The organism is Variovorax sp. GW823-FHT02B07 (genome assembly GCF_058797695.1).
Window position 1 is genome coordinate 52,486 of the sequence record NZ_JBXAJX010000003.1, and the last position, 26,383, is coordinate 78,868.

Below are 26,383 nucleotides of genomic sequence, written 5' to 3' on the forward strand. Positions count from 1 at the left end.
AGACCAACTTATGAAAATCGCAGTTCTCCCGGGTGACGGCATCGGCACCGAAATCGTGGCGGAAGCCGTCAGGGTGCTCGAAGTCCTCGACCTGAAGTTCGAGATGGAATCGGCCCTGGTCGGCGGCGCGGCCTACGAGGCGCACGGCCACCCGCTGCCCGAAGCTACGCTCAAGCTCGCCAAGGACGCCGACGCGGTGCTGTTCGGCGCCGTCGGCGACTGGAAGTACGACAAGCTCGACCGCCCGCTGCGGCCCGAGCAGGCCATCCTGGGGCTGCGCAAGAACCTGGGCCTGTTCGCCAACTTCCGCCCGGCCATCTGCTACGAGCAGCTGGTCGGCGCCTCGAGCCTGAAGCCCGAGCTGATCGCGGGCCTGGACATCCTCATCATCCGCGAGCTGACCGGCGACATCTACTTCGGCCAGCCGCGCGGGCGCCGCATTGCCACCGACGGCCACTTCCCGGGCGCCGAAGAGGCCTTCGACACGATGCGCTACTCGCGCCCCGAGGTCGAGCGCATCGCCCGCGTGGCCTTCGAGGCGGCCCGCAAGCGCAGCAAGCGCGTGACCAGCGTGGACAAGGCCAACGTGCTCGAGACCTTCCAGTTCTGGAAGGACATCGTGACCGAGGTCGGCAAGGAGTACCCGGACGTCGAACTCGACCACATGTACGTCGACAACGCGGCCATGCAGCTCGTGAAGGCGCCCAAGAAGTTCGATGTGGTGGTCACCGGCAACATGTTCGGCGACATCCTCTCGGACGAGGCCGCGATGCTCACCGGCTCCATCGGCATGCTGCCCTCGGCCTCGCTCAATGCGAGCAACCAGGGCCTGTACGAGCCCAGCCACGGCAGCGCGCCCGACATTGCTGGCAAAGGGGTTGCCAATCCTTTGGCTACAATCCTGTCCGCTGCCATGATGCTCCGCTTCTCCCTCAACCAGCCCGAAGCTGCCGACCGTATCGAGTCGGCGGTCAAGCACGTGCTCGCCTCCGGGCTGCGCACGGGCGACATCTGGTCCGAAGGCACGAAGCGCGTCGGCACCCGCGAAATGGGCGACGCGGTCGTAGCAGCCATCACCAAAAAGACGATTACCGGCTAACCGCAGCCCGCTTCGTCACGCCCTCCCCCGGCCGACGAGTCGGGGGCAAAAAAGACTGATTTTTTCTTTCTTCACTAAGGGCAAACTGAAATGGCGAACGCATCCAAGCAACCTCTGGTCGGCCTCGTGGGCTGGCGCGGCATGGTCGGCTCGGTCCTCATGGACCGCATGCAGGCCGAAGGCGACTTCGGCCTCATCGAGCCGGTCTTCTTCTCGACCTCGAACGCGGGCGGCAAGGCCCCGGCGATGGCCAAGAACGAAACCGCGCTGAAGGATGCGAACGACATCGAGGCACTGAAGAAGTGCGACATCGTCATCACCTGCCAGGGCGGCGACTACACCAGCGAGGTCTTCCCCAAGCTGCGCGCCGCCGGCTGGAACGGCCACTGGATCGACGCGGCCTCCACGCTGCGCATGAACGATGACGCGATCATCGTGCTCGACCCCGTCAACCTGCCCGTGATCCAGAACGCGCTCGCCAAGGGCGGCAAGAACTGGGTCGGCGGCAACTGCACCGTGAGCTGCATGCTCATGGGCGTGGGCGCCCTCTACAAGGCCGGCCTGGTCGAGTGGATGACCAGCATGACCTACCAGGCGGCCTCGGGCGGCGGCGCGCAGCACATGCGCGAACTGCTGACCCAGTTCGGCACCCTCAACGCCGAAGTGCGCGCCCTGCTCGACGACCCGAAGTCGGCCATCCTCGAGATCGACCGCAAGGTGCTGCACAAGCAGCAGAACCTGAGCGCCTCCGAAATCGCCAACTTCGGCGCGCCGCTGGGCGGCTCGCTGATCCCCTGGATCGACAAGGACCTGGGCGACGGCATGTCCAAGGAAGAGTGGAAGGGCGGCGCCGAGACCAACAAGATCCTCGGCCAGGGCGCGGGCTTCGGCACCGCCGCCACGCCGGTGGACGGCTTCTGCGTGCGCATCGGCGCGATGCGCTGCCACAGCCAGGCCCTGACCTTCAAGCTCAAGAAGGACGTGCCGGTGGCCGACATCGAAGCGATGATCGCCGCCGACAACCCCTGGGCCAAGGTCGTGCCGAACACGCGCGAAGCCACCGTGAAGGACCTGACGCCGGTGGCCGTGACGGGCACCATGGACATCCCGGTCGGCCGTATCCGCAAGCTGGCGATGGGCCCCGAGTACGTCGGCGCCTTCACCATCGGCGACCAGCTGCTGTGGGGCGCGGCCGAACCGCTGCGCCGCATGCTGCGCATCCTGCTCGAAGCCTGATGCGGGCAGCTCAGGGCCTTGAAATACAAAAATGTTGCCAAAAAGCAACACAGGATGTCATCGGAAGTATGCGCGCACTGGGTAGATCAGGCGCATTGCCTTGTCAGTGCATGTTGATGATGCTAACGTCCTCTTACAAATTCAGGGCCTGAGCCGCCCCTATCAGCATGACAAGACATCTGTTGCCCGCGGCCCGCCCTTCGGCCGCCCGCCCCGCCCTGCCGTCGAATGGCTGGCGCCTTTCCATCCTGGGTGCCGCTGCGGCCCTGACGCTGGGACTGGCCAGCGCCGACGCCAGCGCCTTCGCGCTGGGACCGCTGCGGGTGCAGTCGGCACTGGGCGAACCGCTGCGCGCCGAGATCGATGTCACTGAAATGGCCGCCAACGAGGCGGAAGGCCTGAAGATCAACATCGCCACGGCCGAAGCCTTCAAGAATGCAGGCATCCCGTACAACGCGGCCCTCGGCGACGTGAAAGCCACGCTGCAGCGCCGCGCCGGCGGCCAGTACGTGGTGCGCCTGGCCGGCAACCGTCCGCTCAACGACCCCTTCATCGACCTGCTGCTCGAAGCCAATGGCGCCTCGGGCCGCATCGTGCGCGACTACACCGTGCTGCTCGATCCGCCGGCCACGCGCCAGGCGGCAGCCGCGCCGGTGACGCCCATCGCGCCGCAGATCGCCACGCCGGTCGAGCGCCCCGCGCCCGCCCCGCGCGTGCGCCGCGAACCCGCGCCTGCAGTGGCCGCAACGCCCGCACCCGCTGCGGCTGCGCCGGCCCCTGCGGCCGCACCGGCTCCTGCGCCGGCACGTGCCGCCGTTGCTGCCCCCAGCGGCGGCAGTGGCGAGCAAGTCACGGTGCGCCGTGGCGACACCGCCGGCAAGATCGCCTCTACTCACAAGCCAGCCGATGTCTCGCTCGACCAGATGCTGGTCGCGCTGCTGAACGCCAACCCCGACGCCTTCGTCGGCGGCAACGTCAACCGGATGAAGGCCGGTGCCGTGCTCGACCTGCCGAACGCCGCCGCAGCGAGCGCCGTGCCGGCCGCCGACGCGCGCCGCACGATCACCGCGCAAAGCCGCGACTTCGGCAGCTACCGCCAGCGCCTCGCCGAAAACGCCCCGACCACCAACGTGGCCGCCGCGAGCCGCCAGGCCTCGGGCAAGCTGCAGGCCAGCGTGGAAGACCGCAATGCCGCCGCCAGCGCGCCCGACAAGCTCACGGTGTCGCAAGGCAACGCCGCCGCGCGCGCCGCCGATGAAAAGGTCGCCCAAGCCCGCCAGGCGCAGGACAGCAACAACCGCGTCGCCGAGCTCACGAAGAACCTCAACGAGCTGAACAAGCTCAAGGCCGGTACCGGCACGGGCACCGGATCGTCCGCTGCCGCCGCCGCGCCCGCAGCGCCGGCCACCACGCCCGGCATCGCCGTTCCCGCACCGCTGACCGGTGCCACGACGCCGACGCCGACGCCAGCGGTAGCGGCCGCTCCTGCGCCCGCCGCGGCCCCTGCTGCCGCAGCCACCGCACCGGCAACGCCGGCGCCGGCAGCCGCACCAACCGCTCCCGCTGCAACGGCCCCCGTCGCCGCGGCCTCCGCTGCAGCACCCGCCGCAGCCGCCGCACCGTCGGCCACCGACGCAGCCGCCCTGCCCGTGGCAGCCGCAGCCAGCGCTGCAGCCGCCGCCGCGCCCATCGTCGCTCCCAAGCCCGTGGTCAAGGCCGCACCGCCGCCGCCACCACCGGAACGCAGCTTCCTCGACGAGCTGCTCGACAACCCGCTGATGCTCGCGGGGGCCGCGCTGATCGCGCTGCTGGTCGGCTTCCTGCTGTACCGCGTGCTGGGCCGCCGCCGCGAAGAGATGAGCGAAAGCGTGTTCCTCGAAAGCCGCATTCCCAAGGACTCGTTCTTCGGCGCCAGCGGCGGCGAATCGGTCGACACCAAGAACCGCGGCGACTCCACCGTGTCGTCGCTGTCGTACTCGCCGAGCCAGCTCGACGCGGGCGATGTCGACCCGGTCGCCGAAGCCGACGTCTACCTCGCCTACGGCCGCGACCTGCAGGCCGAAGAAATCCTGCGTGAAGCGCTGCGCCTGAACCCGGACCGCACCGCGATCCACCTGAAGCTGCTCGAAATCCACGCCAAGCGCCGCGATGTGCGCGCCTTCGACGGCCTGGCCACCGAAGTGCACAAGCTGACCAACGGCGCGGGCTCCGAATGGAACCGCGTGGTCGACATGGGCAAGGACCTCGACCCGGGCAACCCGCTGTACGAATCGGGCACGGGCACCGCGCGTGGCGCCAGCCAGGCCGAAACCGCCGCATTCGCCGGCGCGCTGGCCGCGGCTGCCAAGCCGGCTGCTGCAGTCGCAGTCGCCGTCGTGGCACCGCCGCCCCCGGCCGCACCGCCCGTGGCGTCGGCTCCGCCGGCCTTCATGCCCTCGGTCGCGCCGCTGGACTTCGACCTCGACCTGACCCAGCCACCCGCACCGGCGCCCGCCCCCGTGGGTGCCAGCCTGCCGAAGTCGGTCTACGCGCCGACGGCCGCACCGGCCCCGCTGAGCAACGGCCACGCCGCAGCGCCTGTCGATCTCGAAAACGACTTCGACACGGCGCCCGGCGCCCTGACCGCCCACACGCGCCCCTCGTCGCTGAACGACGCCGAGCACAACACCCGCCCGGCCATGCTGCGCGATACGCTGCCCGCCGATTCCGGCTTCATCGAGTTCGACATGAGCGCCCTCGCCGGCCTGCCGGCCCGCTCCGCCGTCGCCGAAGCACCGCGCTCCGCGGCCGTGACCACCTCGCCGTCCGCCTTGGACGACGACGGTGACGACAACCCGCACGCCGTGAAGCTCTCGCTGGCCCGCGAACTGCAGGCCATCGGCGACGTCGAAGGCGCGCGCTCGCTGGTCGAGGAAGTCGAAGCCGAAAGCGCTGGCGACCTCAAGTCGCAAGCCAAGCAGCTGCTCGCCGAACTGCGCTGAGCCGGTTGCCGACTGCCCTTCTGATCGCTTCGTGAGGCTGGCACTCGGCATCCGCTACAACGGCCAGGCATACGAGGGCTGGCAGAGTCAGCGCTCGGGCCGCACGGTGCAGGACAAGCTCGAAGCCGCCCTCGCGAAGTTCGCCGGCCTGCCCGCCGGCAGCCGGGTCAGCACGCTGTGCGCCGGCCGCACCGACGCCGGTGTGCACGGGCTGATGCAGGTGGTGCACTTCGACACCGACATCGAGCGCGATCCTTTCTCCTGGATGCGCGGCACCAACCGCTACCTGCCCGACGACATCGCGGTGCAGTGGGCGCATCCGGTGCCCGCCGAATTCCATTGCCGCGCCAGTGCCCTGGCGCGTCGCTACGTCTACGTGCTCTCGCAGTCGCCCGTGCGGCCCAGCCTCGATGCGGGCCGGGTGGGCTGGTCGATGTACCCGCTCGACGGCGATGCGATGCGCGCCGCTGCGGCGCTGCTGGTGGGCCGGCACGACTTCAGCTCGTTCCGCGCCTCCGCCTGCCAGGCCCTCTCGCCGGTCAAGGACCTGCGGCGCCTCGAGATCACGCGCGTGGGCGACGGCGAGCGCTGCCGCTGGCACTTCGAGTTCGAGGCCGACGCCTTCCTGCACCACATGATCCGCAACCTGATGGGCAGCCTGGTGCGCATCGGCCGCGGCGATGAACGGCCCGAATGGATCACCGAGGTGCTCGAGGCACGCAGCCGCAAGGTGGCGGCGCCCACCTTCTCCGCCGACGGCCTGTACTTCCTCGGCCCGTTGTACGACGCCAAGTGGGGTCTGCCGGCCGAGGCCACGTTCCAGGGCGAGCGGGCTTCGTATGATGGCCCGCCATGACATCTCCCGCCCCCCTCGCCCCGCGCACCCGCATCAAGATCTGTGGCCTCACGCGTGAGGCCGACGTGGACGCGGCGGTCGAGGCCGGCGCCGACGCGATCGGCTTCGTGCTCTACCCGAAGAGCCCGCGCGCCGTGAGCGCCGAGCGCGCCGCCGAACTGGCCTCGCGCCTGCCGCCCTTCATCACGCCCGTGCTGCTGTTCGTGAACGCGGACGCTCCCGAAGTCCTGGCCTCCCTGGCCCGCGTGAAAGGCGCCATCGCGCAGTTCCACGGGGAAGAAACGCCCGAACAGTGCGAGGAAGCCACCGGCCCGGGACGCTTTCGTTACATGCGCGCCGCCCGGATTCCGCTGGGGGCTGCCGGGGCCGGCTTCGACCTCGTAAAATACGCGTCCGATTACTCCCGCGCCCAGGCCATCCTGCTCGACGCCCATGTCGAAGGTTATGGCGGAGGCGGCAAGGCTTTCGATTGGTCACTTCTTCCACCCGCCGTCGACGCTCACCTCGTCTTGAGTGGTGGGCTCACACCTGCAAACGTGAGCGATGGCATTCACAGCCTGCGGACGCGCTGCAAGACGCTGTCCGTTGATGTGAGCTCGGGCGTCGAAATCGACGGTCCCGGGCACAAGGGCCTCAAGGACGCCGGAAAGATCCGGGCATTCGTCGCCGCCGTGAGAGCCGCAGATGCGGCGAACACAGTCAAAGCCTCGGCTGCCGACGCTTCGTCCTTCTCCAGTTAGCCGCCGCACCCGATCGCATTCGGGCTGCGGCCCATCGATCGAGAACCATGCAAAGCCAATTTCAGGACTACCAGCAACCCGACGCCAGCGGCCACTTCGGCCCCTACGGCGGCACCTTCGCGAGCGAAACGCTCACGCACGCGATCAACGAGCTGCGCGACGCGTACGCCAAATTCAAGGACGACCCGGCCTTCCTGGCCGAGTTCCACTACGAGCTGAAGCACTTCGTCGGCCGCCCCTCGCCGATCTACCACGCCGCGCGCACCAGCCGTGAAATGGGCGGCGCGCAGATCTACCTGAAGCGCGAAGACCTGAACCACACCGGCGCCCACAAGATCAACAACGTGATCGGCCAGGCGATGCTCGCGCGCCGCATGGGCAAGCCCCGCGTGATCGCCGAGACCGGCGCCGGCCAGCACGGCGTGGCCACAGCCACCATCTGCGCGCGCTACGGCCTCGAATGCGTGGTCTACATGGGCAGCCAGGACGTGAAGCGCCAGAGCCCCAACGTCTATCGCATGAACCTGCTGGGTGCGACCGTCGTGCCCGTCGAATCGGGCAGCAAGACGCTGAAGGACGCGCTCAACGAGGCCATGCGCGACTGGGTCACCAACGTCGAAAACACCTTCTACATCATCGGCACGGTGGCGGGCCCGCACCCCTACCCAACCATGGTGCGCGACTTCCAGAGCGTGATCGGCACCGAGTGCATCGCCCAGATGCCCGCCATGCTCGCAGCCGACGGCATCACCGGTGAAGCCGAGGGCAAGCAGCCCGACGTGGTGGTCGCCTGCGTGGGCGGCGGCAGCAACGCGATCGGCATCTTCCACCCCTACATTCCGTTCGCGGGCACGCGCCTCATCGGCGTGGAAGCGGCCGGTGAAGGCCTGGACAGCGGCAAGCACGCCGCCTCGATCCTGCGCGGCAGCCCCGGCGTGCTGCACGGCAACCGCACCTACCTGCTGCAGAACGACGACGGCCAGATCACCGAGACGCACAGCATCAGCGCCGGCCTCGACTATCCGGGCGTGGGCCCCGAGCACGCCTACCTGGCCGACATCGGCCGCGCCGAGTACGTCGGCATCACCGACGTCGAGGCGCTCGAAGCCTTCCACTACCTGTGCCGCACGGAGGGCATCATTCCCGCGCTCGAATCCAGCCACGCCCTGGCCTACGCCCTGAAGCTCGCCAAGACCATGCGCCCCGACCAGTCCATCCTCGTAAACCTCTCGGGCCGTGGCGACAAGGACATCGGCACCGTCGCCGACCTGTCGGGCGTCGATTTCTACGACCGCCCCTCGATGCGCGGTCTGAGCGTGAAGGGAGGCAAGTGATGAGCCGCATTGCCGCCAAGTTCCAGGCCCTGCAAACGCAAGGCCGTCGCGCGCTGATCCCCTACGTCACCGCCGGTTTCCCCTTCGCCGACATCACGCCCGAGCTCATGCACGGCATGGTCGAGGCCGGCGCCGACGTGATCGAGCTGGGCGTGCCCTTCTCCGACCCGATGGCCGACGGCCCCGTGATCCAGAAGGCCGGCGAGGCCGCGCTGGCGCTGGGCGTCGGCATGAAGCAGGTGCTCGCCATGGTGGCCGCCTTCCGCACGAAGGACACGACCACGCCGGTCGTGCTCATGGGTTACGCCAACCCGGTCGAGCGCTACGACCTCGTGCACGGCAAGAAGGCCTTCATCCGCGACGCGGCCGCGGCCGGCGTCGATGGCCTGCTGGTCGTCGACTACCCGCCCGAGGAATGCGAGGACCTCGCCGCCGACCTGAAGGCCGCCGGCATCGACCTGATCTTCCTGCTGGCCCCCACCAGCACCTCCGAGCGCATGGCGCAGGTGGCGCGCATCGCGAGCGGCTACGTGTACTACGTGTCGCTCAAGGGCGTGACCGGCGCCGGCCACCTCGACACCGAGGCGGTCGGGCGCATGATCCCGCGCATCCGCGAGCACGTGAGCATCCCCGTCGGCGTGGGCTTCGGCATCCGCGACGCGCGCACGGCGCAGGCCATCGGCTCGGCGGCGGACGCCGTGGTCATCGGCACCAAGATCATTCAACTCATCGAAGACCAGCCCCGCGACAACGTGGTGCCCACGGTGCGCGAATTCCTGGCCGGAATCCGGGAGGCGCTCGACGCGCTGCCGGCCGCCACGGCCAAGAACGCGGCTGGTCGATAATCACTGCCCTCACAAGGAGCCCCCATGAGCTGGCTTGAAAAACTGCTACCCGCCAAGATCGCACAAACCGACCCGTCCGAGCGCCGCCAGGTGCCCGAGGGCCTGTGGATCAAATGCCCGGCCTGCGAGACCGTTCTGTACAAGACCGACCTCGAGCACAACCAGAACGTCTGCCCGAGCTGCAGCCACCACCACCGCATCGGCGCCCGCGCCCGCCTGGACGCCTTCCTGGACGCCGAAGGCCGCTACGAAGTCGGCCAGGAAGTGCTGCCGGTCGACGCCCTGAAGTTCAAGGACAGCCGCAAGTACCCCGAGCGCCTGAAAGAAGCGCTGGAGAACACCGGCGAAACCGACGCACTGGTCGTCATGGGCGGCTCGGTCCACAGCATCAGCGTGGTCGTGGCCTGCTTCGAGTTCGAGTTCATGGGCGGTTCCATGGGCAGCGTGGTCGGCGAGCGCTTCGTGCGCGGCGTCGAGACCGCCATCGAGCAGAAGGTGCCCTTCGTGTGCTTCACCGCCACCGGCGGCGCGCGCATGCAGGAAGGCCTGCTCTCGCTGATGCAGATGGCCAAGACCAACGCCGCGCTCACCCGCCTGGCGAAGAAGGGCCTGCCCTACATCAGCGTGCTGACCGACCCGACCATGGGCGGCGTGAGCGCCGGCTTCGCCTTCGTGGGCGATGTGGTGATCGCCGAGCCCAAGGCGCTGATCGGCTTTGCCGGCCCACGCGTGATCGAGTCGACCGTGCGCGTGACCCTGCCCGAAGGCTTCCAGCGCGCCGAGTTCCTGCAGACCAAGGGCGCGATCGACTTCATCAGCGACCGCCGCGAACTGCGCAAGACCATCGCCAGCACGCTGGCCATGCTGCTGCGCCAGCCGGCCGACGCGGTGCTCTGACCTTCACCGTAGCTCAGGCTTCGGCCTGAACGCCCGCACGCCGAAAGGCGGTGCGGGCGTTTTGCTGTCTGGGGTACCCCCGACGCGTCAGGCGCCGAGCCGGAACGCGAAGACCAGCAGGTTGCCCAGCACGATCGCCACCACCTGCAGCACCAAGATGGCGGCCAGCGGCGACAGGTCGACGCCGCCGATCAGCGGAATGAAGCGCCGGAACGGCCGCACCAGCGGCTCGGCCAGGCGCGAGATCAGGTCGAGCAGCATCGGCGACGCGCCCGGAATCCACGACAGCACCGCGTACACCACCAGCAGCGCCGTCAGGCCCGACACCGCCAGCTGCAGCAGGCCGACCAGCGACACCAGCGGCAGCGCCGTGATCCGCGCCAGGCTGCCGGCCAGCAGCCACAGCACCAGGAACTTGAGCATCACCAGCAGCCAGGCCGCGATCAGGCTCGCGAGGTCCCAGCGCTTCACCGCGGGCACGATGCGCCGCAGCGGCAGCACGATCCAGTCGGTGATGGCGAACACGAAACGCCCCAGCGGATTGCCGAAGGGCACGCGGTGGTATTGCATGTACAGGCGCAGCAGGCAGGCGCCGCCGAGCAGGCCGACGATCACGTCGAGAAGAAACGAGGGTATCTGGTACAACATGTCGGATGGGCAGGGAGGTGCGCACGCGCGCGACTGCTCCGATTCTGGACCACAAGCCTCGCCCCCGGCCACACCGCCCTACGGAACCCCATGCCTTTGCTCAGCGTCGTGCTCCCCACCTTCAACAGCGGCGAGTTCCTCATCGAGACGCTGCAGTCGCTGCAGGCACAGACCTTCACCGACTTCGAGCTGCTGGTCATGGACGACGCCAGCACCGACGGCACCTGGGAGCACCTGGCGGCCTTCGACGACCCACGCATCCGGCGGCACCGCAACGCCTGCAACGTCGGCCTGCCGGCCAACATGAATCTCGCGATGGCGATGGCCCGGGGCACCTACCTGGCGCGCGTCGACCACGACGACTGCGCCACGCCGGACCGCTTCGCCAAGCAGGTCGCGTTCCTGCAAAGCAACCCGTCGGTCACCGTCGTCGGCAGCCAGCTCGAGCACTTCCAGGACCAGGCCGGCGTCACCGGCCTGCCGCTGGACGACGCGACGATCAAGGCCCGCATGGTGGAGGGCTACGACTACCTCGCGAACCAGAGCACGACCGGGCGGCTGGACTTCTACCGCGCCCACGGGCTGCAGTTCGACCCCAACCTCTACGCCGTCGACGACCTCGGGTTCTGGGTCGATTGCATGCTGCACGGCGCGCGTTTCGCGAACCTGCCCGAGCCGCTGACGCGCTACCGCATCCACCCGGGCATGACCTCCCGCACCTTGCCGCGCGACCGGCTCTATGCCTCGAAGGACCGCATCTACCGGCGCCTGCTGCCGCTGGTCTTCCCGCGCCTGCGGGGCCGCGAGTGCGAACAGCTGCTCACGCTGTACCGCAACCCCGGCGACATGCCCCAGACCCTGGCCCACCTGGTCGACCTGCATCGCGCGGCGCACAGTGCCCTGTCCGAGGTCGACACGCGCTGGGGCCAGAGCGCCGGCGAGTGCCAGCAATCGATCCTGAACCTGCTCAACCACGCGCGCCACGCGTTCCAGACACAGGGGATACTGCGGCCCGAGCACGCGACCGTCCTCAACCTGATCCTTCAACCCAGCTGACCGCGGCGACTGGCCCGGCCCTTTTCAACGTGCGCATTCCTCTCTTTCCGCTCGGTACGGTCCTGTTTCCCGGCGGCCTGCTGCCGCTGCGTGTCTTCGAGGTCCGCTACCTCGACATGGTCGGCAAGTGCCGCAAGGCCGGCACCCCGTTCGGGGTCGTCAGCCTGACGAGCGGCGCCGAAGTGCGCAAGGCCGGCGCCGAAGCCGAAAGCTTTGCCGCCGTCGGCACGCTCGCCGACATCCGCACCTTCGACGCACCGCAAAGCGGCCTGCTGCAGATCGAATGCGTCGGCACACAGCGCTTTCGCGTGCGCAGCAGCGAGCTGCAGAAGCACGGCCTGTGGATCGCCGAGGTCGACGCCGTCGCCGACGATGTCGACCTCGAGATCCCCGACGACCTGCGCCACACTGCCACCGCGCTGCGCCGCCTGATCGACACCCTCGAAGAGCGCCGCCACGCGCAGGGCGACACCGTGCGCCTGCCGATCGGCGCGCCCTATCGCCTCGACGACTGCGGGTGGGTGGCCAACCGCTGGTGCGAGCTGGTGCCGATGCAGGTCGAACTGAAGCAGCGCCTGATGGAGCTCGACAGCCCGTTGATGCGCCTGGAGCTGGTCAGCGACCTGCTGGCGCGCACCGGTATCACCGACTAAACACGGCCCGCTGCGAGATGAGCCCGGCGCCGGTCCGCTTCCACTCGATCCTGCTGCGCGCGGGCGCGGAGGCCTTCGCGGACAACCACCGCGCCTACTGCGCCCGCTGGGGCTACGCGCACCGCCTGCACGCCATCGGCACGCCGCACAACAGCGCGCGCACGCTGCTGGTCTACAAGTACAGCGTGGTGAGCGCCGCGCTGGCCGATGCGCCCGATGGCACGCTGCTGGTCTTCGCGGACGACGACGCGGCCTTTCTCGTGCCCCTGCCCGCGCCGACCGTGATCGGCGACGCGCCCTACTGGATCGCCGAGAACGAGCACCACCACCGCCCCGAAGGCAGCTGCTTCATGCTGCGCGCCGGCCCCGAGGCCGCGGCTTTGGTGGCTTCCGTGCTCGACCGCCTGCGCACCGCGCCCGACGCGGGCACCGACCGCTGGGCGCACCGGGAGCTCGAAGGCTTGGCGGCCCATCCGCACCACCAGCTCATCGACGGCCGGCACTACCCCAACCTGCTGTTCGCCCGCTTCGGCCACTACCTGCCGGAGGTCTCGGCCTTCGTGCTCTCGTTCAATCCCGCGGTCCACATCGATGTCCAGGACATGCGGGTGCGGGGCCTCTTCGTCGCGCACCTGAACGCAGTGCTCGCGCGCGACGGCCAGCTCTACGACGACCTGCCGCCAGCCCCCACGGGCCAGCCGGACTACGAAGTACGCAACCCCGGCCGCCCCGTCGCCTTGCTGACCAGCTACACGCCCAACATCGCCGGCTACGCCACGCTGTCGGAACGCAACATCGCCGCGTACGCCGACCACCACGGCCACACCCACCACGTCTACCGGGACCTGCCCGCCGAGCTGCGGGGCCGCGTGGCCGGCAACTGGATCAAGCCCCCGCTGCTGCTCAAGCACCTGGCCGAGCACGAACAGGTCGCGTGGGTCGATGCCGACATCCTCATCCACGACCGCACACGGCCGCTCGCATCCCTGTTGCGCGGCCGGCCGGTGGCGCTGGCGCGCGACGTGTCGGGCTACGAATTCAACAGCGGCTTCATGGTGTTCTCGAACACGCCGGCCTGCATCGCCTACCTGGAGCGCGTGCAGGCGCTCATCGACGCCGTGCAGGACAAGCGCGGCGTCTACGCCTCGGGCGGTGACCAGGCCTTCTTCGTCGCCGCCTGGACCGAGGCCGGCGGCGACGCGGTCATGCCGCGTTCCGACGGCGTGTCCTTCAATTCGCACCCCGCGCTGTACGACGGCGACAGCTTCATGCTGCACTACATGGGCTACCCGGATCGCCTGCGCACGCTGGTGATGCAGCACGACGCCCAGCAGATCGCGCACCGCCACGCAGGCACGCCAGACGCCGAGACACCGCCGAACGGCTGAAAACGTTGAGGGTTAAGCTCTACTTTTGATAGCAACCCTCACAGAACTGACGGGCGCTTCAGGCCGATTCCGTTCAAGGCCGATGGGCTAAAATGCACGGCCCGCGCACACCCTCCCTCTTCTTGCTGCGCCCCCACACGCCTCCCATGTCCGACGAACAACTGCCCTCCTCTTCTCCCACGTCCACGGCCGACGACAACCAGCTCATCGTCGAACGCCGCGAAAAGCTCAAGCTGCTGCGCACAGCGCAGACCGAAGGCAAGGGGGTCGCGTTCCCGAACGACTTCAAGCCCGGCCACCGCGCCGCGGCGCTGGTCGAGCAGCATGGCGGCACCGAGCCGGAAGCCTTGGAAGCGCAGGCCGTCGCCGTCAGCGTGGCCGGCCGCATGATGCTCAAGCGCGTGATGGGCAAGGCCAGCTTCGCGACCGTGCAGGACGCCACCGGCCGCATCCAGCTGTACGTGACGCGCGACGCCATCGGCGAAGAGGCGTATGCCGACTTCAAGCGCTGGGACCTCGGCGACATCCTCGGTGCCGAAGGCACGCTGATGAAGACCAAGACCGGCGAACTGTCGATCAAGGTCAGCCGCCTGCGCCTGCTCACCAAGAGCCTGCGTCCGCTGCCCGACAAGTTCCACGGCATGGCCGACCAGGAGCAGAAGTACCGCCAGCGCTATGTCGACCTGATCACCGACGAGTCGGCCCGCGTGCGCTTCACCGCGCGCAGCAAGGCCGTGAGCGCGCTGCGCGAGTTCATGGTGGCCAACGACTTCCTCGAAGTCGAGACGCCCATGCTGCACCCCATCCCGGGCGGCGCGAACGCCAAGCCGTTCAAGACGCACCACAACGCGCTCGACCAGGAGATGTTCCTGCGCATCGCGCCCGAGCTGTACCTCAAGCGCCTGATCGTCGGCGGCTTCGAGCGCGTGTTCGAGATCAACCGGAGCTACCGCAACGAGGGCATCTCGGTGCGGCACAACCCCGAGTTCACGATGATGGAGTTCTACGCGGCCTACTGGAACTACCGCGACCTGATGGACTTCACCGAGACGCTGATCCGCACCATCGCCGACAAGGCCGTGGGCACGCAGCAGCTCACCTACGGCGGCAAGGCCGTCGACCTCACGCAGCCCTTCGAGCGCCTGACGATCCGCGAAGCGATCCTCAAGCACACCGATGCCGGTGACGGCGTGGACGACACCGCCTGGCTCATCAACGCCCTGCGCAAGCTCGGCCTGAGCGAAGAAAAGGACAAGCTCTCGCAGCGCAGCCTCGCCAGCCTGCAGGTGATGTACTTCGAGGAGACCGTGGAAGAGAAGCTCTGGCAGCCGACCTTCATCATGGAGCACCCGACCGAGATCTCGCCGCTGGCGCGCGCCAACGACGAGCGCCCCGAGGTCACCGAGCGCTTCGAGCTGTACATCACCGGCCGCGAATTCGGCAACGGCTTCAGCGAGCTGAACGACGCCGAAGACCAGGCCGCGCGCTTCAACGCGCAGGTGGCCGCCAAGGACAGCGGCGACGACGAAGCCATGTTCTACGACCACGACTTCGTGCGCGCCCTCGAATACGGCATGCCGCCCACTGGCGGCTGCGGCATCGGCATCGACCGCCTGATGATGCTGCTGACCGATTCGCCGAGCATCCGCGACGTGATCCTGTTCCCGGCGCTGCGCCGGGAAGGCTGACCCACCCGACGGGGACGCTGTCCGTGACCGACTTTCTCTGGCAAGACCGCGACAAGAAGGAATACGTCTACCCGTTCAACCCCAGGCCCGAGTGCCTGGACATGATCCAGCGTCCTCCCACGGTCGCCCTCGACATCGGGTGCGGCTCCGGTGGCGTGGGCCACGAACTGCGCCGGCGCCACCCCGGCTGCGAGCTCTGGGGCTGCGAGTTCAACGCCTCGGCGGCGCAGGTGGCGCGCGAACATTTCGACAAGGTCGTCGAGCAGGACGTGGAAACCGTCGACTTCGCCGCGATGGGCCTCACGCGCCCCTTCGACCTCGTGTGCCTGTTCGACGTGCTCGAGCACCTCGTCAATCCGTGGCAGCTGCTCAGCGGCCTGAAGCGCATCGTTGCGCCGGATGCGCAGATATTGGTCAGCCTGCCGAACGCGTCCAACCTGCCGATGCTGTACGACGCCATGCGCGGGCATTGGCGCTACACCCACTGGGGCCTGCTCGACTTCACGCACCTGCGCTTCTTCACGGACTTCGACGCGCGCAAGATGTTCTACCAGACGGGCTTTCGCGTGATCGACCACCGGCTCGACTACCTCGGCGAAGGCCGCGGCATCTACGAGCGCCACCAGGCCGAGCCCTTCCCCCTGGTGCTGACGCTGGGCGGGCTCTCGCTGCAGGTCGCATCGGCCGACGACCTGGCGCGGCTGTGCGCCGACCGCAACCTTTACCTGCTCAGCCCGCACCACGGCGACTTCCGCGACGACAGCGAGCGCGAGATGGCGTCGAACAGCTACCCGACGACCTACACCTTCGGCGGCTGAAGCGCGGCGCGCGCCGCCCGCTCAGCCCAGGCGCTTGGACCGCGCGTCGACGTCCGCCATGTACACCGACCGGTAGGGCCCCCCGAGCCCCACGAAGTGCACCAGCAGGCTGTCGTCGCCTGCCAGGTGCGGCGGCGTGTTGATGCTCAGCAGGTCGGTCACGACCGCGTCGCCGATCAGGCCGTGCTCGCCCAGCACCACGTTCGTGTAGTACTGGTCGCCCTGGCTGGCGTACACGGTCGACTTGTCGTCGACGCCGGTGATGCGCTCCCACAGCTGCGTGAGCAGTTCGAGGTTGCGCTCGGTGTGGCGAAACCCCATCACGCCCGAGTTGACGTCCCACGCGCCGATGTCCTTGGCGAACAGCAGGTCGCGGCCTTCGAGCAGCGGCTCGATACGTTGGGCCTGGTTGACGAACAGGGTGTCGGCGTCGATCCAGACCACCCACTGGTGCTGCACGAGATGCCGCTTCACGAGCCAGCTCTTCACCCAGGCGCCGCTGATCGACGGATCGAGCTCGTCCGGGATGGCGCGGTAGACGTGGTAGCCGTACCCGTGCCGCTCGCAGTAGCGCCGCACGTTGTGCTCCGACACGCGCGCGTAGTCGTTGATGTGGTGCGTGTAGAGCGTGACGAAGGCAATGGGCGCCTGCGGGTTGACGCATGAATACACGTCTTCCGAGATCGCCGGATAGGCCGGCGGCGGCAGCACGGGCTCGCCGTCGATCAGCGCCGCGTTCACCCGGCGCACCAGCAGGCGCTGCAGGTTCGCGTCGTGCAGCAGCTCGTCCACCACGCGGCCCTCGGCATCCAGCTCCACCAGAGGCGCCAGGTGCACCACGAAGATGCGGGCGGTGAACCAGTTCGCGATGCGCCACGAGACGTTCACGTAGCAGTCGCCGATGAGCCCGTTGCACGACAGCATGCCGGCCGGACGCAGCAGCGCCGCGGCGTCGAGGCGGGGCGTGACGCGCGCCACCACCTGGCTCGTCGCCCGGATGAGCGCATGCAGCAGCGCGCGGTTGGCCGCCGTGTTGCGCAGGATCATCAGGTTGCACAGCGGCAGGCCCTTGGGCCCGTCCACCACGAGCAGGTCGCGGCCTTCCATGAGCGTTTCGACGGCCACCGGGTGGAACACCACCGAATCGCCATCGAGAAAGAGCAGCCAGTCGCCCTCGTCAAGCCCGCGCAGGCGGCGCAGCATCTCGGCGTACTTCGCGCAGTCGCGCAGCGCGGGGTGCCCGGCGCGCTCGCTCTCCACCCAGGCATGGGGGTAGCCGAAACGGCGGCAGTAGTGGCTGTGGTTGCGTAGCACCGGCTCGTCGAGCCGGTCGAAGAAGGTCAGGCACAGCGGCATCGACGGCGTCCGGGTGGGGTGGTCATTGGGGCGCAGTCTATCGCGCGCTCCGGCCGACCCTCTACACTCTTGGGCCCTCCGATTTCCTGCTTGAATGAATCCCTTACGCACCCCGGCCATCGGCATCGATTTCGGCACTTCGAATTCCGCGGTTTCCTTTGCCTCCCCCGGCGAGGCCGCGCGCCTGCTTCCCATCGAGGGCAGCGCCACCACCCTGCCGACCGCCCTCTTCTTCAACGCCGAGGACCGCAGCACGCACTTCGGCCGCGACGCCATCGCGCTGTACCTGTCCGGCGTCGAAGGCCGGCTCATGCGCTCGCTCAAGAGCCTGCTCGGCAGCCCGCTGATGCAGGAGAAGACCGCCGTCTACGACGGGCTGGTCAGCTTCGAGGACATCATCGCGCGCTTCCTGCACGAGCTGGTGACGCGCGCCGAACGCGAGCTGGGCCAGCGCCCCGAGCGCGTGGTCATCGGCCGCCCGGTGCATTTCGTCGACGACGACGCCAAGCGCGACCAGCGCGCCGAGGAAAGCATGCGCCACGCCGCGCGCGCCGCCGGCCTGCGCGACGTGTCCTTCCAGTACGAGCCCATTGCGGCGGCCTTCGACTACGAGCAGCGCGTCATGCGCGAATCGCTGATCCTGATCGTCGACATCGGCGGCGGCACCTCCGACTTCACCGTGGTGCGCCTGGGCCCCGAGCGCATGGCGCGCCCCGACCGCGCCGACGACGTGCTGGCCACCAGCGGCGTGCACATCGGCGGCACCGACTTCGACCAGCGCCTGAACCTGGAGCGCGTGATGCCGCTGCTCGGGCTGCGCCACCTCGGCCCGAGCGGGCGCGAGGTGCCCAGCAAGGTGTTCTTCGAGCTGTCGTCCTGGCACCTGATCAACTGGCTCTACGCCCCGAAGGCCGTGCGCCAGGCGCGCGAGCTGCGCACCAGCTACAGCGACCGCCAGCTGCACGACCGCCTGATGACGGTGCTCGAGGAACGCCACGGCCACCGCATCGCCAGCGAGGTCGAACAGGCCAAGATCAACGGCTCGGTCAGCGACGCCGAAGTGCAGATCGACCTGTCGTGCATCGAGGCGGGGCTGGCTTCCGCGCTGACGCCGACCGACATGGCGCAGCAGCTCGCGGCGCCGCTGGAGAATGTGGTGGCCTGCGCCCACGCCTGCGTGAAGCGCGCCGGCCTGCGCAGCGGCGACCTCGACGCCATCTACCTCACCGGCGGCTCGTCGGCCCTGCGCCCGTTCCAGCGGGCGCTGCGCGCGAGCTTCGCGGGCGTACCGCTGATCGAAGGCGACCTGCTCGGCGGCGTCGCGGCCGGGCTCGCCTATTCGGCGCGCACGGCGGGGTGAGCCGCAGATGAAGTACCTGTCCGCGTACCCGCCCGCGCTGCTGGCGCAGGTGAGCGAGCTGATGGCGGCCGACACGCTCGGCGCCCTGCTGCGCGGACGCTACGCCGGCCTGCACGACATCCGCACCGACCGCGCGCTGTACGACTACGCCTGCGAGCTCAAGGGCGAGTACATGCGCAAGGCCGAGCCGCTGGCCAAGGCGGTGTTCGACAACAAGCTGCACGTGGTGCGCCATGCGTTGGGCACCCACACCACCATCGCGCGCGTGCAGGGCAGCAAGCTCAAGACCAAGCGCGAGATCCGCGTGGCCAGCCTGTTCAAGACCGTGCCGCTCGAATGGCTGCGCATGATCGTCGTGCACGAGCTGGCCCACACGCGCGAGAAGAACCACGACAAGCCCTTCTACGCGCTGTGCACGCACATGGAGCCCGAGTACCACCGCTTCGAGTTCGAGCTGCGCCTGTACCTGACGCACCTGGAGGCGGGCGGCGCGCCGCTGTGGCCCGCGGCCGTGGGCGCGCCGGCCGCGGACTGACCCGGTACAGTCCTCGCCCATGACCCTGCCACGGCTGCACTTCACGTCACTGTCCGAAGACGCGGTCTGCGGCGACATCGTGCGGACCTACCGCCTGGCGGCCGAGCGGCTGGGCTACCCGACGAGCTACACGCCGGCGAACATCGACCCCGGCGCGATCAACATCCTGTTCTTCTTCTGGAACTTCCCCTGGAAGAGCCTCGAGCCGTTCCACCCGAATTGCATCGTCGTCAACTTCGAACCGATGGTCGAAGGCACGCATGCCTGGAACGACCGTTACCTCGACCTGCTCCCGCGCTGCTACCTGTGGGAGTACAGCAAGACCAACTTCCATCGCCACCGCGAGCTCGGCTACCAGAACGCCGACTACGTGCCGCTGGGCTGGGAGCCCGACGCGGCCCGCATCCTGCCGTTGTCGGAAGTCCTGCCCGAGGAGGAGCGCGACATCGACGTCTGTTTCTTCGGTTCGTTCACGCAGCGCCGGATCGACGTGCTCGAGGCGCTGATGGCGCGCGGCCTGCGCGTCGAGATGACGCGCGGCGGATTCTGGACCCAGGCCGAGCGCGAAGACCGCATGCGCCGCGCCAAGGTCATGCTGAACCTGCACAACTGGGAAGCCTCCCGCGTGGTCGAGACGCCCCGGCTGTCGATCCTGCTGCGCCATCGCAAGGCCGTGGTCTGCGAGCTCTACCCCGACAGCGAGATCGACCCCGCCTTCCGCGATGCGGTGGTGGGCGTGCCCTACGACCAGCTGGTCGACACCGTGGTCGCGCTGGTCGCCGATGCGCCGCGCCGCGCGCAGCTCGAACGCGACGGGCTCGACACGCTCGAGCGGGCCTTCGCGCCGCCGGACATCGGCCCCGCACTCGAACGCTACTTCGCCTGGCGCGCCCAGCAGCCCGACCGCGTGCCGCCCGTGGCGATGCCGCGCGTGACGGTCTGCCTCACCGTCAGCGTGGTGCCCGACGGCAGCCGCGACGACTGGCTGCAGGACCTGCGCGACTGGACGACACAAGCCGACGTGGCGCTGGAACTGGTCGTGGTGGCGGCAGGCCTGCCCGCAGTGGCCGAAAGCGAGGCGCGCGCCATCGCCCCCGACCTGCGCTGGATCGCGCTGCCCATGGCCTGCGACCGCGCCACCTTGCGCAACCTCGCGCTCGCACAAGCCACCGGCGAGCACGTCGTCTTCGCCGATGCGGGCGACCGCGCCCTGCCCGGCCGCCTGCAGCGGCAAGCTGCACTGCTCACCGCCCGCCCGGACCTGGACATCGTCGGCTGCTGGAGCGAAACGGCGGCCGGGCCGCTGAAGTACGCCCAGCGGCACGACGAGATCGTGGCCGAAGCGCTGGGCCCCGAGCCGCTGCGGCTGTCGGCCTGCCTGGTGCGCCGCCGCTTCCTGGAACGCACCGGCGTGCGCCACGACCCCGAGTTCGCTGTCCATGATGCGCTGCAGATGCTGTGCCGCTGCATCGTGGCCGGCGCGCGCTTCGCGGTCATTCCCGAGCTGCTGCACCGCGCGGCACCGGTCGCGCCGCCGGCCGACCTCGCGCACGCCGCGTCGCTCGCCATGCGCGCGCGGCGCGCGGTGCTGCGCCATCTGCTGCCGCGCAGCCGCGTGGAAGACATCGACCTCATCGCCCAGCTCTACGCCCACCTGTGGCCGCCGCAGCGCGACTTCGCCGAACAGCTGCTGCGCACCGTGGCGCACGCCTGCGCCGCGCCCGCCGGCATGCCGCGAATCGACGCTGAAATGCTGACGCGCGCGCTGCGCACCGAAACCCTGCGGCTGCTGCAGGTGTTCTTCCAGGCCGGCCTGGCCGACAAGCCCTGGCTGGAGTCGCTGTTCGAGACGCCCGAGGTGGCCGCGTTGCTCGGCCCCGCGGCGAATCAGCTGCCGGTGCGGCCCTTCCGCGACTGAGCGCCGGCCAGCAGGCGTTGCGCCTGCAAGTAGCGCGTCGAGGCCGTGAGCGCCTGCCAGTCGAGCGCTTCGTCGCCCGGCAGCAGCGACCGGCGCCGCGCTTCGCTGGCCGCATCGCCCTGCCAGCGCCCGTCGGCCGCCGCAGCCGTGAAGCCGTCGAGCATCTCGTCCAGCGGCCGGCCTTCGCCGATGCTCTGGTTGCACAGCAGCGCGAGGTCGCAACCCGCTGCAAGGGCCGCCAGCACGGCGTCGGTGTAGCTCAGCAATTGGCCGTCGATGTAGCGACCGGCCTCCATGCTCAGGTCGTCGCTGAACACCGCGCCGTCGAAAGCGAAGCGCTGGCGCAGGATGTCCTTCAGCCATTTTTCGGAGAAGCCTGCCGGCCGCTTGTCGACCTTCGGGTAGATCACATGCGCGGGCATCACGGCCGCGAGCGTGCCGCCCAACCAGTCGTAGGGCCGTGCGTCGTCGGCCAGAATGGCCTTCAGGCTGCGCTGGTCGACCGGGATCTCGACGTGCGAATCGGCCTGCACGAAACCGTGCCCCGGAAAGTGCTTGCCGCAGTTGCGCATGCCCATCTGCAGCATGCCGTGCATCACGCTCTTGGCGAGCAGCGCGACCACGCGCGGGTCGCGGTGGAAGCTGCGGTCGCCGATCACGCTGCTGCCGCCGTAGTCCAGGTCGAGCACCGGCGCGAAGCTGAAGTCGACGCCGCAGGCGCGCAGCTCGCCGGCCAGCACCTGCCCGGCGGCGGTGGCGACCTGCGTGGCGCGCAGTGCATCGCGCATCCACAGCTCGCCCAGGCTGCGCATCGAGGGCAGCCGCGTGAAGCCGTCGGTGCGAAAGCGCTGCACCCGGCCACCTTCGTGGTCGACGCAGATCAACAGGTCGGGCCGGATCGCCTTGATCTCGGCGTTCAGCGCGGTCATCTGCGCGCGGTCCTGCCAGTTGCGGGTGAAGTGGATCACGCCGCCCACATGCGGGTTCGCGAGGCGCCGGCGGTCGGCGGGGGTGAGTTCGGTGCCGGCCACATCGATGAGGAGCGGCGCGTGGTTCAGTTCGGTCATGTCTGTCGATCGGTCGGCAAGGCGCAACGGCGCCGGAGATTCGTTCAGGCCTTTTCCACCACCACGAAGCTGGCGGCGTACTCGATTTCGTCGGTGACGGTCACGTGCGCCGTCAGGCCCTGCGCCTCGAACCAGTCTTTGAGTTCGCCGTGCAGCACGATCACCGGCTTGCCGCTGCGCAGGTTGGCGATCTCGCACAGGCGCCAGCTCATCGGCATGCGCATGCCCAGGCCGATGGCCTTGCTGAAGGCTTCCTTGGCGGAAAAACGCGTGGCGAGGTAGCTCAGGCCGCGCTTGGGCCAACGTGCAGCACGGGCCTGCCAGATGGCGAACTCGGCGTCGCTCAGGACCCGGCGGGCGAAGCGCTCGCCCTGGCGCTCGAAAGTGGCCGCGATGCGGCGCACGTCGCAGATGTCGGTCCCGATGCCGTAGATCATGCGGCGTCGGCGATGCAGCGCAGGTAGTCGCGCGTGGTCGCGGCGTACCCGAGTTCGAGCGCATCGGCGACGAAGGCATGGCCGATCGACACCTCGTGCACGCCGCGCACGGCGCGCAGGAACGGCGTGAGGTTGTCGCGGCTCAGGTCGTGGCCGGCATTGACGCCCAGGCCCGCCGCATGGGCGGCCTGCGCCGCGGCCACGTAGCGCGCGAGCACGGCGGCTTCCTGCGGCGTGCCGCGCGAGGCGGCGTAGCCTTCGGTGTAGAGCTCGACGCGGTCGGCGCCCACGGCCTTGACCGCGGCCATCATCTCGGGGATCGGGTCCATGAACAGGCTCACGCGCACGCCCAGCGCCTTGGCTTCGGCGATCAACGGGCGCAGGCGCTCGGCGTCTTCCGGGAAGCTCCAGCCGTGGTCGCTGGTCGACTGGGTCTCGCTGTCGGGCACGAAGGTGGCCTGGTGCGGCTTCAGGTCGCGCACGAAGTCCATCAGGTTGTGGAAGGGATTGCCTTCGATGTTGAACTCGATGCCCGGCCAGTCCTTGGCGAGCAGTTCCGACAGGTCGCTCACGTCGTGCGCGCGGATGTGGCGCGCGTCGGGGCGCGGGTGCACGGTGATGCCTTGCGCGCCTGCGGCCAAACAGGCCTGGGCCGCACCCACCACGCTCGGAATACCGAGGTGGCGCGTGTTGCGCACCAGGGCCACCTTGTTGAGATTGACCGATAGGGCCGTGGTGGCGCGAGGGAGGGAGGAGGAGGTGCCGGAGGTATCGCTCATGGACGCAATCGCTTTCTTCTCTTCGTTCATGCGCCGCCCGCACCGACCCGGAGGTCGTCGGTGGGGGTGACGGCAAGCCAGTGACAGTAGCCGCCGAGCGTCGTCCTGTCGATGTTGCCGGGCGCCATGTGGTCGTAGGCGCCGGCACGGAAATGGTGCTTGGACCAGTATTGGTCGGTGTGCCAGCCGTGGATGTGCAGCACGTCACCGCCCAGCCTGCGATCGGTGTACGGCAGGTGGTCGAGCAGGCCCAGCGAGCAGCGCTGCGGGTAGGTGCGCCGCAGCGCCAGCTCGCCGGCGTACATGGTGAGCACGTTCTTGCACCAGCCGGGCCACTCGCCCTGGAAGTCGCGGAACTCCTCGTCGAGCAGCTTGTGGCAGTAGTCCAGCTGGGCCTGCACGAAGTTGCCCACGAACTCGGTCGGCCCCAGCACCGACGCGCCGACGTTGTGCAGCCCCGAATGCGGAAAGCCCCAGCGCGCGCTGCATTCGGAGAGTTTGCGGCGCACCTCTTCCTGGTACGCATAGGCGCCGAAGCCGAAGCACAGGCCGGTCGGCTCGAAGCTGGCCAGCGCCGGCGTGACGAAGGTGTCGCAGTCGGTCTTGAGGATCGCGTCGTAGTTGCGGCACACGGCGAGCACCGCCGGGTCGCACAGGTTCGCGATCGAATTGATGTAGCCGTAGCCGGCCCATTCGGGGTGCTGGTCGGCGTAGGGCAGGCCCGGAATCACGACGATGCGGTCGTCGGTGGGCAGCTGCGCGATGACGTTCGGGTGGCACACCGCGATCAGCTCGCCGCCGCGCGCGAAGACACCGGAGACGATCATGCTCCGGTAGAGCCAGTGGAACTCGTCGACGATTTCTTTCTTGTCGTCGACGTAGACGAGGACACCCAGACGCATGGCTTCGGTTCTCAGGTTGGCGTTTCGATCGATCGTGCGCCGGGCTAGAGCGCTTGCAGGTCTCTCATCATCTGCCGCGTGCGCAGCGTGGTCACGCCGCAATGGTAGTTGAGCAAGGTGCGCAGCTGGTTTCGCAGGGCACTGTTGCTGCCGGCGTTCATGGTCGCGACCTCGCGCAGGGTGGCGGTGAACGGCGTGCGGTCGTCGAGCACGCTCTGCAGCACCTGCCAGTCGGCACCGGCCAGCGCGGCCTCGTCCTTGGCCGCCTGGCGCAGGCCGGCTTCGGGCACGAGGGTGTAGCGCGTGCGGGCCGCCAGCGGCTCCAGGGTGAGCGTCTGCACGTCGAGCGAGGGCAGCAGGCCGACCGAGCGCAACAGCAGCAGCTCGAAGGCGCGCAGCGCGGCGGCCTGCGTCGCGGCCTGGGCGCCCGCGTGGTCGCCGGCCAGCACCTGCACCACGCCGGCGTAGGCGTCGAACAGCGCCTCGTGCGCGTCGTCGCGCGCCAGCAGGCGCAGCAGCAGTTCGTTGACGTAGTAGCCCGAAAGCAGCGCCTCGCCGGTCGGCATGACGTGCCCGCCCATCCACTCGGCACCTTTGAGCGTGCGGATCTCGGCGTCGCCGCCGTAGTTGAGCTGCAGCGGCTGCAGCGGCAGCAGCACGGGACGGAAATTGGAACTCGGCCGCTTCGCCCCCTTGGCCACGAGCGCGATGCGCCCGTGGTGGCGGGTGAAGACCTCGAGGATCAGGCTCGACTCGCTCCAGTCGTAGCGATGGAGCACGTAAGCCGGTTCATGCGAAACGCGATGAGCGGCAGCCACTTCATTCGTAGCCGAAGGAGCGAACGCGCGCCTCGTCGTCGGCCCAGCCCGAGCGCACCTTCACCCACAGCTCGAGGAACACCTTGGCGTCGGCCAGCTTCTCGAGCTCGACGCGGGTTTCCATGCCGATGCGCTTGATGCGCTCGCCCTTGTCGCCGATCACCATGGCCTTGTGGCCGTCGCGCTCGACCACGATGGTGGCGGCAATGCGCAGCAGGCGCTTTTGGCCCTTCTTCTGGGGCGGCTCTTCCTCGAACTTGTCGATGATGACGGTCGAGGTGTAGGGCAGCTCGTCGCCCGTGAGGCGGAAGAGCTTTTCGCGCACCAGCTCGCCGGCGAGGAATTTCTCGCTGCGGTCGGTGAGTTCGTCCTCGTCGTAGAACCAGGGCTGCTCGGGCAGGTATTTCTCGCAGATGCCGAACAGGCGCTCGACGTCCTTCGAGTTCTTGGCCGACATCGGCACGAACTCCGCGAAGCTGTGCTTGGCCTGCATCGTCTGCAGCCAGGGCGCGATGTCGCCGCGGCGGTGCACGTTGTCCAGCTTGTTGGCCAGCAGCACCGTGGGGATGCCCTTGCCCAGCAGCTTGAGCACGCGCTCGTCGGCCGGCGTGAAACTGCCGGCCTCGACCACGAACAGGATCAGGTCGACATCGCCGACCGCGCCCTGCACGGTCTTGTTGAGCGACTTGTTCAGCGCGTTGGCATGCAGGGTCTGGAAACCCGGCGTGTCGACGAACACGAACTGCGTGGCGCCCAGCGTGCGCATGCCGGTGATGCGGTGGCGCGTGGTCTGCGCCTTGCGCGAGGTGATGCTGATCTTCTGGCCGACCAGCGCATTGAGCAGCGTCGACTTGCCCACATTGGGCTTGCCGACGATGGCGATCAGGCCGCAGTGCTGCGGCCCCGTGGCAGGCGTGTCGCCTGCGGTGTCTTCGGGTCCCGCTTCGGGATGGGTTACATCGTTCATTCTGA

At 68.9% G+C, this 26,383-nt stretch carries 24 protein-coding genes; 16 read left to right on the forward strand and 8 right to left on the reverse strand.

Annotated elements, in window-relative coordinates:
- Positions 1–10 precede the first annotated feature (10 nt).
- The 8 genes from leuB to accD all read left to right on the forward strand — a co-directional run bounded on the left by leuB (position 11) and on the right by accD (position 9,988).
- Positions 11–1,099, forward strand: coding sequence for a 3-isopropylmalate dehydrogenase (gene leuB, locus AC1RGU_RS18025; protein WP_159275653.1), 1,089 nt, complete (start codon positions 11–13; stop codon positions 1,097–1,099).
- 90 nt (positions 1,100–1,189) lie between these two features.
- Positions 1,190–2,335, forward strand: coding sequence for an aspartate-semialdehyde dehydrogenase (gene asd, locus AC1RGU_RS18030; RefSeq protein WP_070062265.1), 1,146 nt, complete (start codon positions 1,190–1,192; stop codon positions 2,333–2,335).
- Between the two features lie 182 nt (positions 2,336–2,517).
- The gene (locus tag AC1RGU_RS18035) at positions 2,518–5,316 is read left to right on the forward strand and encodes a FimV/HubP family polar landmark protein (protein ID WP_492740802.1); all 2,799 of its coding nucleotides are present in this window, start codon (positions 2,518–2,520) and stop codon (positions 5,314–5,316) included.
- A 31-nt stretch (positions 5,317–5,347) separates the two neighbouring features.
- Positions 5,348–6,172 carry a tRNA pseudouridine(38-40) synthase TruA gene (truA, locus tag AC1RGU_RS18040; protein ID WP_159275650.1) on the forward strand — a complete coding sequence of 275 codons (825 nt, stop codon included), beginning with the start codon at positions 5,348–5,350 and terminating at the stop codon, positions 6,170–6,172.
- Positions 6,169–6,912 (forward strand): phosphoribosylanthranilate isomerase, encoded by a 744-nt coding sequence (locus AC1RGU_RS18045; protein ID WP_369646099.1) that lies wholly within the window; start codon positions 6,169–6,171, stop codon positions 6,910–6,912. The genes truA and AC1RGU_RS18045 overlap by 4 nt, the downstream gene beginning before the upstream one ends.
- 47 nt (positions 6,913–6,959) lie before the next feature.
- Positions 6,960–8,246, forward strand: a complete 1,287-nt coding sequence (trpB, locus tag AC1RGU_RS18050) for a tryptophan synthase subunit beta (protein ID WP_159273209.1) — start codon at positions 6,960–6,962, stop codon at positions 8,244–8,246.
- A complete protein-coding gene (trpA, locus tag AC1RGU_RS18055; RefSeq protein ID WP_492697162.1) occupies positions 8,246–9,091 on the forward strand; it encodes a tryptophan synthase subunit alpha in 846 nt (281 codons plus the stop codon). Before trpB ends, trpA begins: the two co-directional genes overlap by 1 nt.
- 24 nt (positions 9,092–9,115) lie before the next feature.
- Entirely contained in the window at positions 9,116–9,988 is an 873-nt protein-coding gene (accD, locus tag AC1RGU_RS18060; RefSeq protein WP_062475492.1) for an acetyl-CoA carboxylase, carboxyltransferase subunit beta, read from the forward strand.
- 87 nt (positions 9,989–10,075) lie between these two features.
- Here the strand turns inward: accD and AC1RGU_RS18065 are convergent, their stop codons facing one another.
- Complete coding sequence (locus tag AC1RGU_RS18065; protein WP_492697164.1) at positions 10,076–10,636, reverse strand: YggT family protein; 561 nt, start codon at positions 10,634–10,636, stop codon at positions 10,076–10,078.
- Between the two features lie 90 nt (positions 10,637–10,726).
- Here AC1RGU_RS18065 and AC1RGU_RS18070 point away from each other — a divergent pair, with 90 nt between their 5' ends.
- The 5 genes from AC1RGU_RS18070 to AC1RGU_RS18090 all read left to right on the forward strand — a co-directional run bounded on the left by AC1RGU_RS18070 (position 10,727) and on the right by AC1RGU_RS18090 (position 16,239).
- Positions 10,727–11,692 carry a glycosyltransferase family 2 protein gene (locus AC1RGU_RS18070; protein ID WP_492697166.1) on the forward strand — a complete coding sequence of 322 codons (966 nt, stop codon included), beginning with the start codon at positions 10,727–10,729 and terminating at the stop codon, positions 11,690–11,692.
- A 29-nt stretch (positions 11,693–11,721) separates the two neighbouring features.
- A complete protein-coding gene (locus AC1RGU_RS18075) occupies positions 11,722–12,345 on the forward strand; it encodes an LON peptidase substrate-binding domain-containing protein (protein WP_369646096.1) in 624 nt (207 codons plus the stop codon).
- 17 nt (positions 12,346–12,362) lie between these two features.
- Positions 12,363–13,733, forward strand: a complete 1,371-nt coding sequence (locus AC1RGU_RS18080; RefSeq protein WP_492697168.1) for a glycosyltransferase family protein — start codon at positions 12,363–12,365, stop codon at positions 13,731–13,733.
- A gap of 146 nt (positions 13,734–13,879) precedes the next feature.
- Positions 13,880–15,421, forward strand: coding sequence for a lysine--tRNA ligase (gene lysS, locus AC1RGU_RS18085; RefSeq protein ID WP_062475499.1), 1,542 nt, complete (start codon positions 13,880–13,882; stop codon positions 15,419–15,421).
- Between the two features lie 23 nt (positions 15,422–15,444).
- Positions 15,445–16,239: a class I SAM-dependent methyltransferase gene (locus AC1RGU_RS18090; RefSeq protein WP_062475502.1), complete on the forward strand. Its 795-nt coding sequence runs from the start codon at positions 15,445–15,447 to the stop codon at positions 16,237–16,239.
- Positions 16,240–16,260: 21 nt separating this feature from the next.
- On the opposite strand, the gene AC1RGU_RS18095 is transcribed toward AC1RGU_RS18090, so the two are convergent.
- The gene (locus tag AC1RGU_RS18095; RefSeq protein WP_492697170.1) at positions 16,261–17,595 is read right to left on the reverse strand and encodes a galactosyl transferase GMA12/MNN10 family protein; all 1,335 of its coding nucleotides are present in this window, start codon (positions 17,593–17,595) and stop codon (positions 16,261–16,263) included.
- A gap of 94 nt (positions 17,596–17,689) precedes the next feature.
- On the opposite strand from AC1RGU_RS18095, the gene AC1RGU_RS18100 reads away from it, so the two are divergent.
- From AC1RGU_RS18100 to AC1RGU_RS18110, 3 genes are read left to right on the forward strand one after another with little or no spacing between them, the layout of a single operon-like run.
- Positions 17,690–18,955, forward strand: a complete 1,266-nt coding sequence (locus AC1RGU_RS18100; protein WP_492697172.1) for an Hsp70 family protein — start codon at positions 17,690–17,692, stop codon at positions 18,953–18,955.
- 7 nt (positions 18,956–18,962) lie between these two features.
- Entirely contained in the window at positions 18,963–19,490 is a 528-nt protein-coding gene (locus tag AC1RGU_RS18105; RefSeq protein ID WP_492697173.1) for a YgjP-like metallopeptidase domain-containing protein, read from the forward strand.
- Between the two features lie 19 nt (positions 19,491–19,509).
- Positions 19,510–21,408 carry a glycosyltransferase family A protein gene (locus AC1RGU_RS18110; RefSeq protein WP_492697175.1) on the forward strand — a complete coding sequence of 633 codons (1,899 nt, stop codon included), beginning with the start codon at positions 19,510–19,512 and terminating at the stop codon, positions 21,406–21,408.
- Here the strand turns inward: AC1RGU_RS18110 and nagZ are convergent.
- From nagZ to era, 6 genes are read right to left on the reverse strand one after another with little or no spacing between them, the layout of a single operon-like run.
- Entirely contained in the window at positions 21,378–22,475 is a 1,098-nt protein-coding gene (gene nagZ, locus AC1RGU_RS18115) for a beta-N-acetylhexosaminidase (RefSeq protein ID WP_492697176.1), read from the reverse strand. The genes AC1RGU_RS18110 and nagZ overlap by 31 nt on opposite strands.
- A gap of 44 nt (positions 22,476–22,519) precedes the next feature.
- Positions 22,520–22,912, reverse strand: a complete 393-nt coding sequence (gene acpS / locus AC1RGU_RS18120) for a holo-ACP synthase (protein ID WP_492697178.1) — start codon at positions 22,910–22,912, stop codon at positions 22,520–22,522.
- On the reverse strand, positions 22,909–23,691 hold the full coding sequence (locus tag AC1RGU_RS18125; RefSeq protein ID WP_492697179.1) for a pyridoxine 5'-phosphate synthase: 783 nt from the start codon (positions 23,689–23,691) through the stop codon (positions 22,909–22,911). The genes acpS and AC1RGU_RS18125 overlap by 4 nt, the downstream gene beginning before the upstream one ends.
- A gap of 26 nt (positions 23,692–23,717) precedes the next feature.
- Positions 23,718–24,593 carry a DUF7164 domain-containing protein gene (locus AC1RGU_RS18130; protein WP_492697180.1) on the reverse strand — a complete coding sequence of 292 codons (876 nt, stop codon included), beginning with the start codon at positions 24,591–24,593 and terminating at the stop codon, positions 23,718–23,720.
- Positions 24,594–24,637: 44 nt separating this feature from the next.
- Positions 24,638–25,411 (reverse strand): DNA repair protein RecO, encoded by a 774-nt coding sequence (recO, locus tag AC1RGU_RS18135; RefSeq protein WP_492697182.1) that lies wholly within the window; start codon positions 25,409–25,411, stop codon positions 24,638–24,640.
- A gap of 1 nt (position 25,412) precedes the next feature.
- Complete coding sequence (gene era, locus AC1RGU_RS18140) at positions 25,413–26,378, reverse strand: GTPase Era (protein WP_492697184.1); 966 nt, start codon at positions 26,376–26,378, stop codon at positions 25,413–25,415.
- Positions 26,379–26,383: the final 5 nt, after the last annotated feature.

What these genes read in the sequence shown, in the direction of transcription:
- leuB (WP_159275653.1), top strand. Translation starts at nt 11, where the DNA reads ATGAAAATCGCAGTTCTCCCGGGTGACGGCATCGGCACCGAAATCGTG.
- asd (WP_070062265.1), top strand. Translation starts at nt 1,190, where the DNA reads ATGGCGAACGCATCCAAGCAACCTCTGGTCGGCCTCGTGGGCTGGCGC.
- AC1RGU_RS18045 (WP_369646099.1), top strand. Translation starts at nt 6,169, where the DNA reads ATGACATCTCCCGCCCCCCTCGCCCCGCGCACCCGCATCAAGATCTGT.
- trpB (WP_159273209.1), top strand. Translation starts at nt 6,960, where the DNA reads ATGCAAAGCCAATTTCAGGACTACCAGCAACCCGACGCCAGCGGCCAC.
- trpA (WP_492697162.1), top strand. Translation starts at nt 8,246, where the DNA reads ATGAGCCGCATTGCCGCCAAGTTCCAGGCCCTGCAAACGCAAGGCCGT.
- accD (WP_062475492.1), top strand. Translation starts at nt 9,116, where the DNA reads ATGAGCTGGCTTGAAAAACTGCTACCCGCCAAGATCGCACAAACCGAC.
- AC1RGU_RS18065 (WP_492697164.1), bottom strand. Translation starts at nt 10,636, where the DNA reads ATGTTGTACCAGATACCCTCGTTTCTTCTCGACGTGATCGTCGGCCTG.
- AC1RGU_RS18070 (WP_492697166.1), top strand. Translation starts at nt 10,727, where the DNA reads ATGCCTTTGCTCAGCGTCGTGCTCCCCACCTTCAACAGCGGCGAGTTC.
- AC1RGU_RS18080 (WP_492697168.1), top strand. Translation starts at nt 12,363, where the DNA reads ATGAGCCCGGCGCCGGTCCGCTTCCACTCGATCCTGCTGCGCGCGGGC.
- lysS (WP_062475499.1), top strand. Translation starts at nt 13,880, where the DNA reads ATGTCCGACGAACAACTGCCCTCCTCTTCTCCCACGTCCACGGCCGAC.
- AC1RGU_RS18095 (WP_492697170.1), bottom strand. Translation starts at nt 17,595, where the DNA reads ATGCCGCTGTGCCTGACCTTCTTCGACCGGCTCGACGAGCCGGTGCTA.
- AC1RGU_RS18100 (WP_492697172.1), top strand. Translation starts at nt 17,690, where the DNA reads ATGAATCCCTTACGCACCCCGGCCATCGGCATCGATTTCGGCACTTCG.
- AC1RGU_RS18105 (WP_492697173.1), top strand. Translation starts at nt 18,963, where the DNA reads ATGAAGTACCTGTCCGCGTACCCGCCCGCGCTGCTGGCGCAGGTGAGC.
- AC1RGU_RS18110 (WP_492697175.1), top strand. Translation starts at nt 19,510, where the DNA reads ATGACCCTGCCACGGCTGCACTTCACGTCACTGTCCGAAGACGCGGTC.
- nagZ (WP_492697176.1), bottom strand. Translation starts at nt 22,475, where the DNA reads ATGACCGAACTGAACCACGCGCCGCTCCTCATCGATGTGGCCGGCACC.
- acpS (WP_492697178.1), bottom strand. Translation starts at nt 22,912, where the DNA reads ATGATCTACGGCATCGGGACCGACATCTGCGACGTGCGCCGCATCGCG.
- AC1RGU_RS18125 (WP_492697179.1), bottom strand. Translation starts at nt 23,691, where the DNA reads ATGAGCGATACCTCCGGCACCTCCTCCTCCCTCCCTCGCGCCACCACG.
- AC1RGU_RS18130 (WP_492697180.1), bottom strand. Translation starts at nt 24,593, where the DNA reads ATGCGTCTGGGTGTCCTCGTCTACGTCGACGACAAGAAAGAAATCGTC.
- era (WP_492697184.1), bottom strand. Translation starts at nt 26,378, where the DNA reads ATGAACGATGTAACCCATCCCGAAGCGGGACCCGAAGACACCGCAGGC.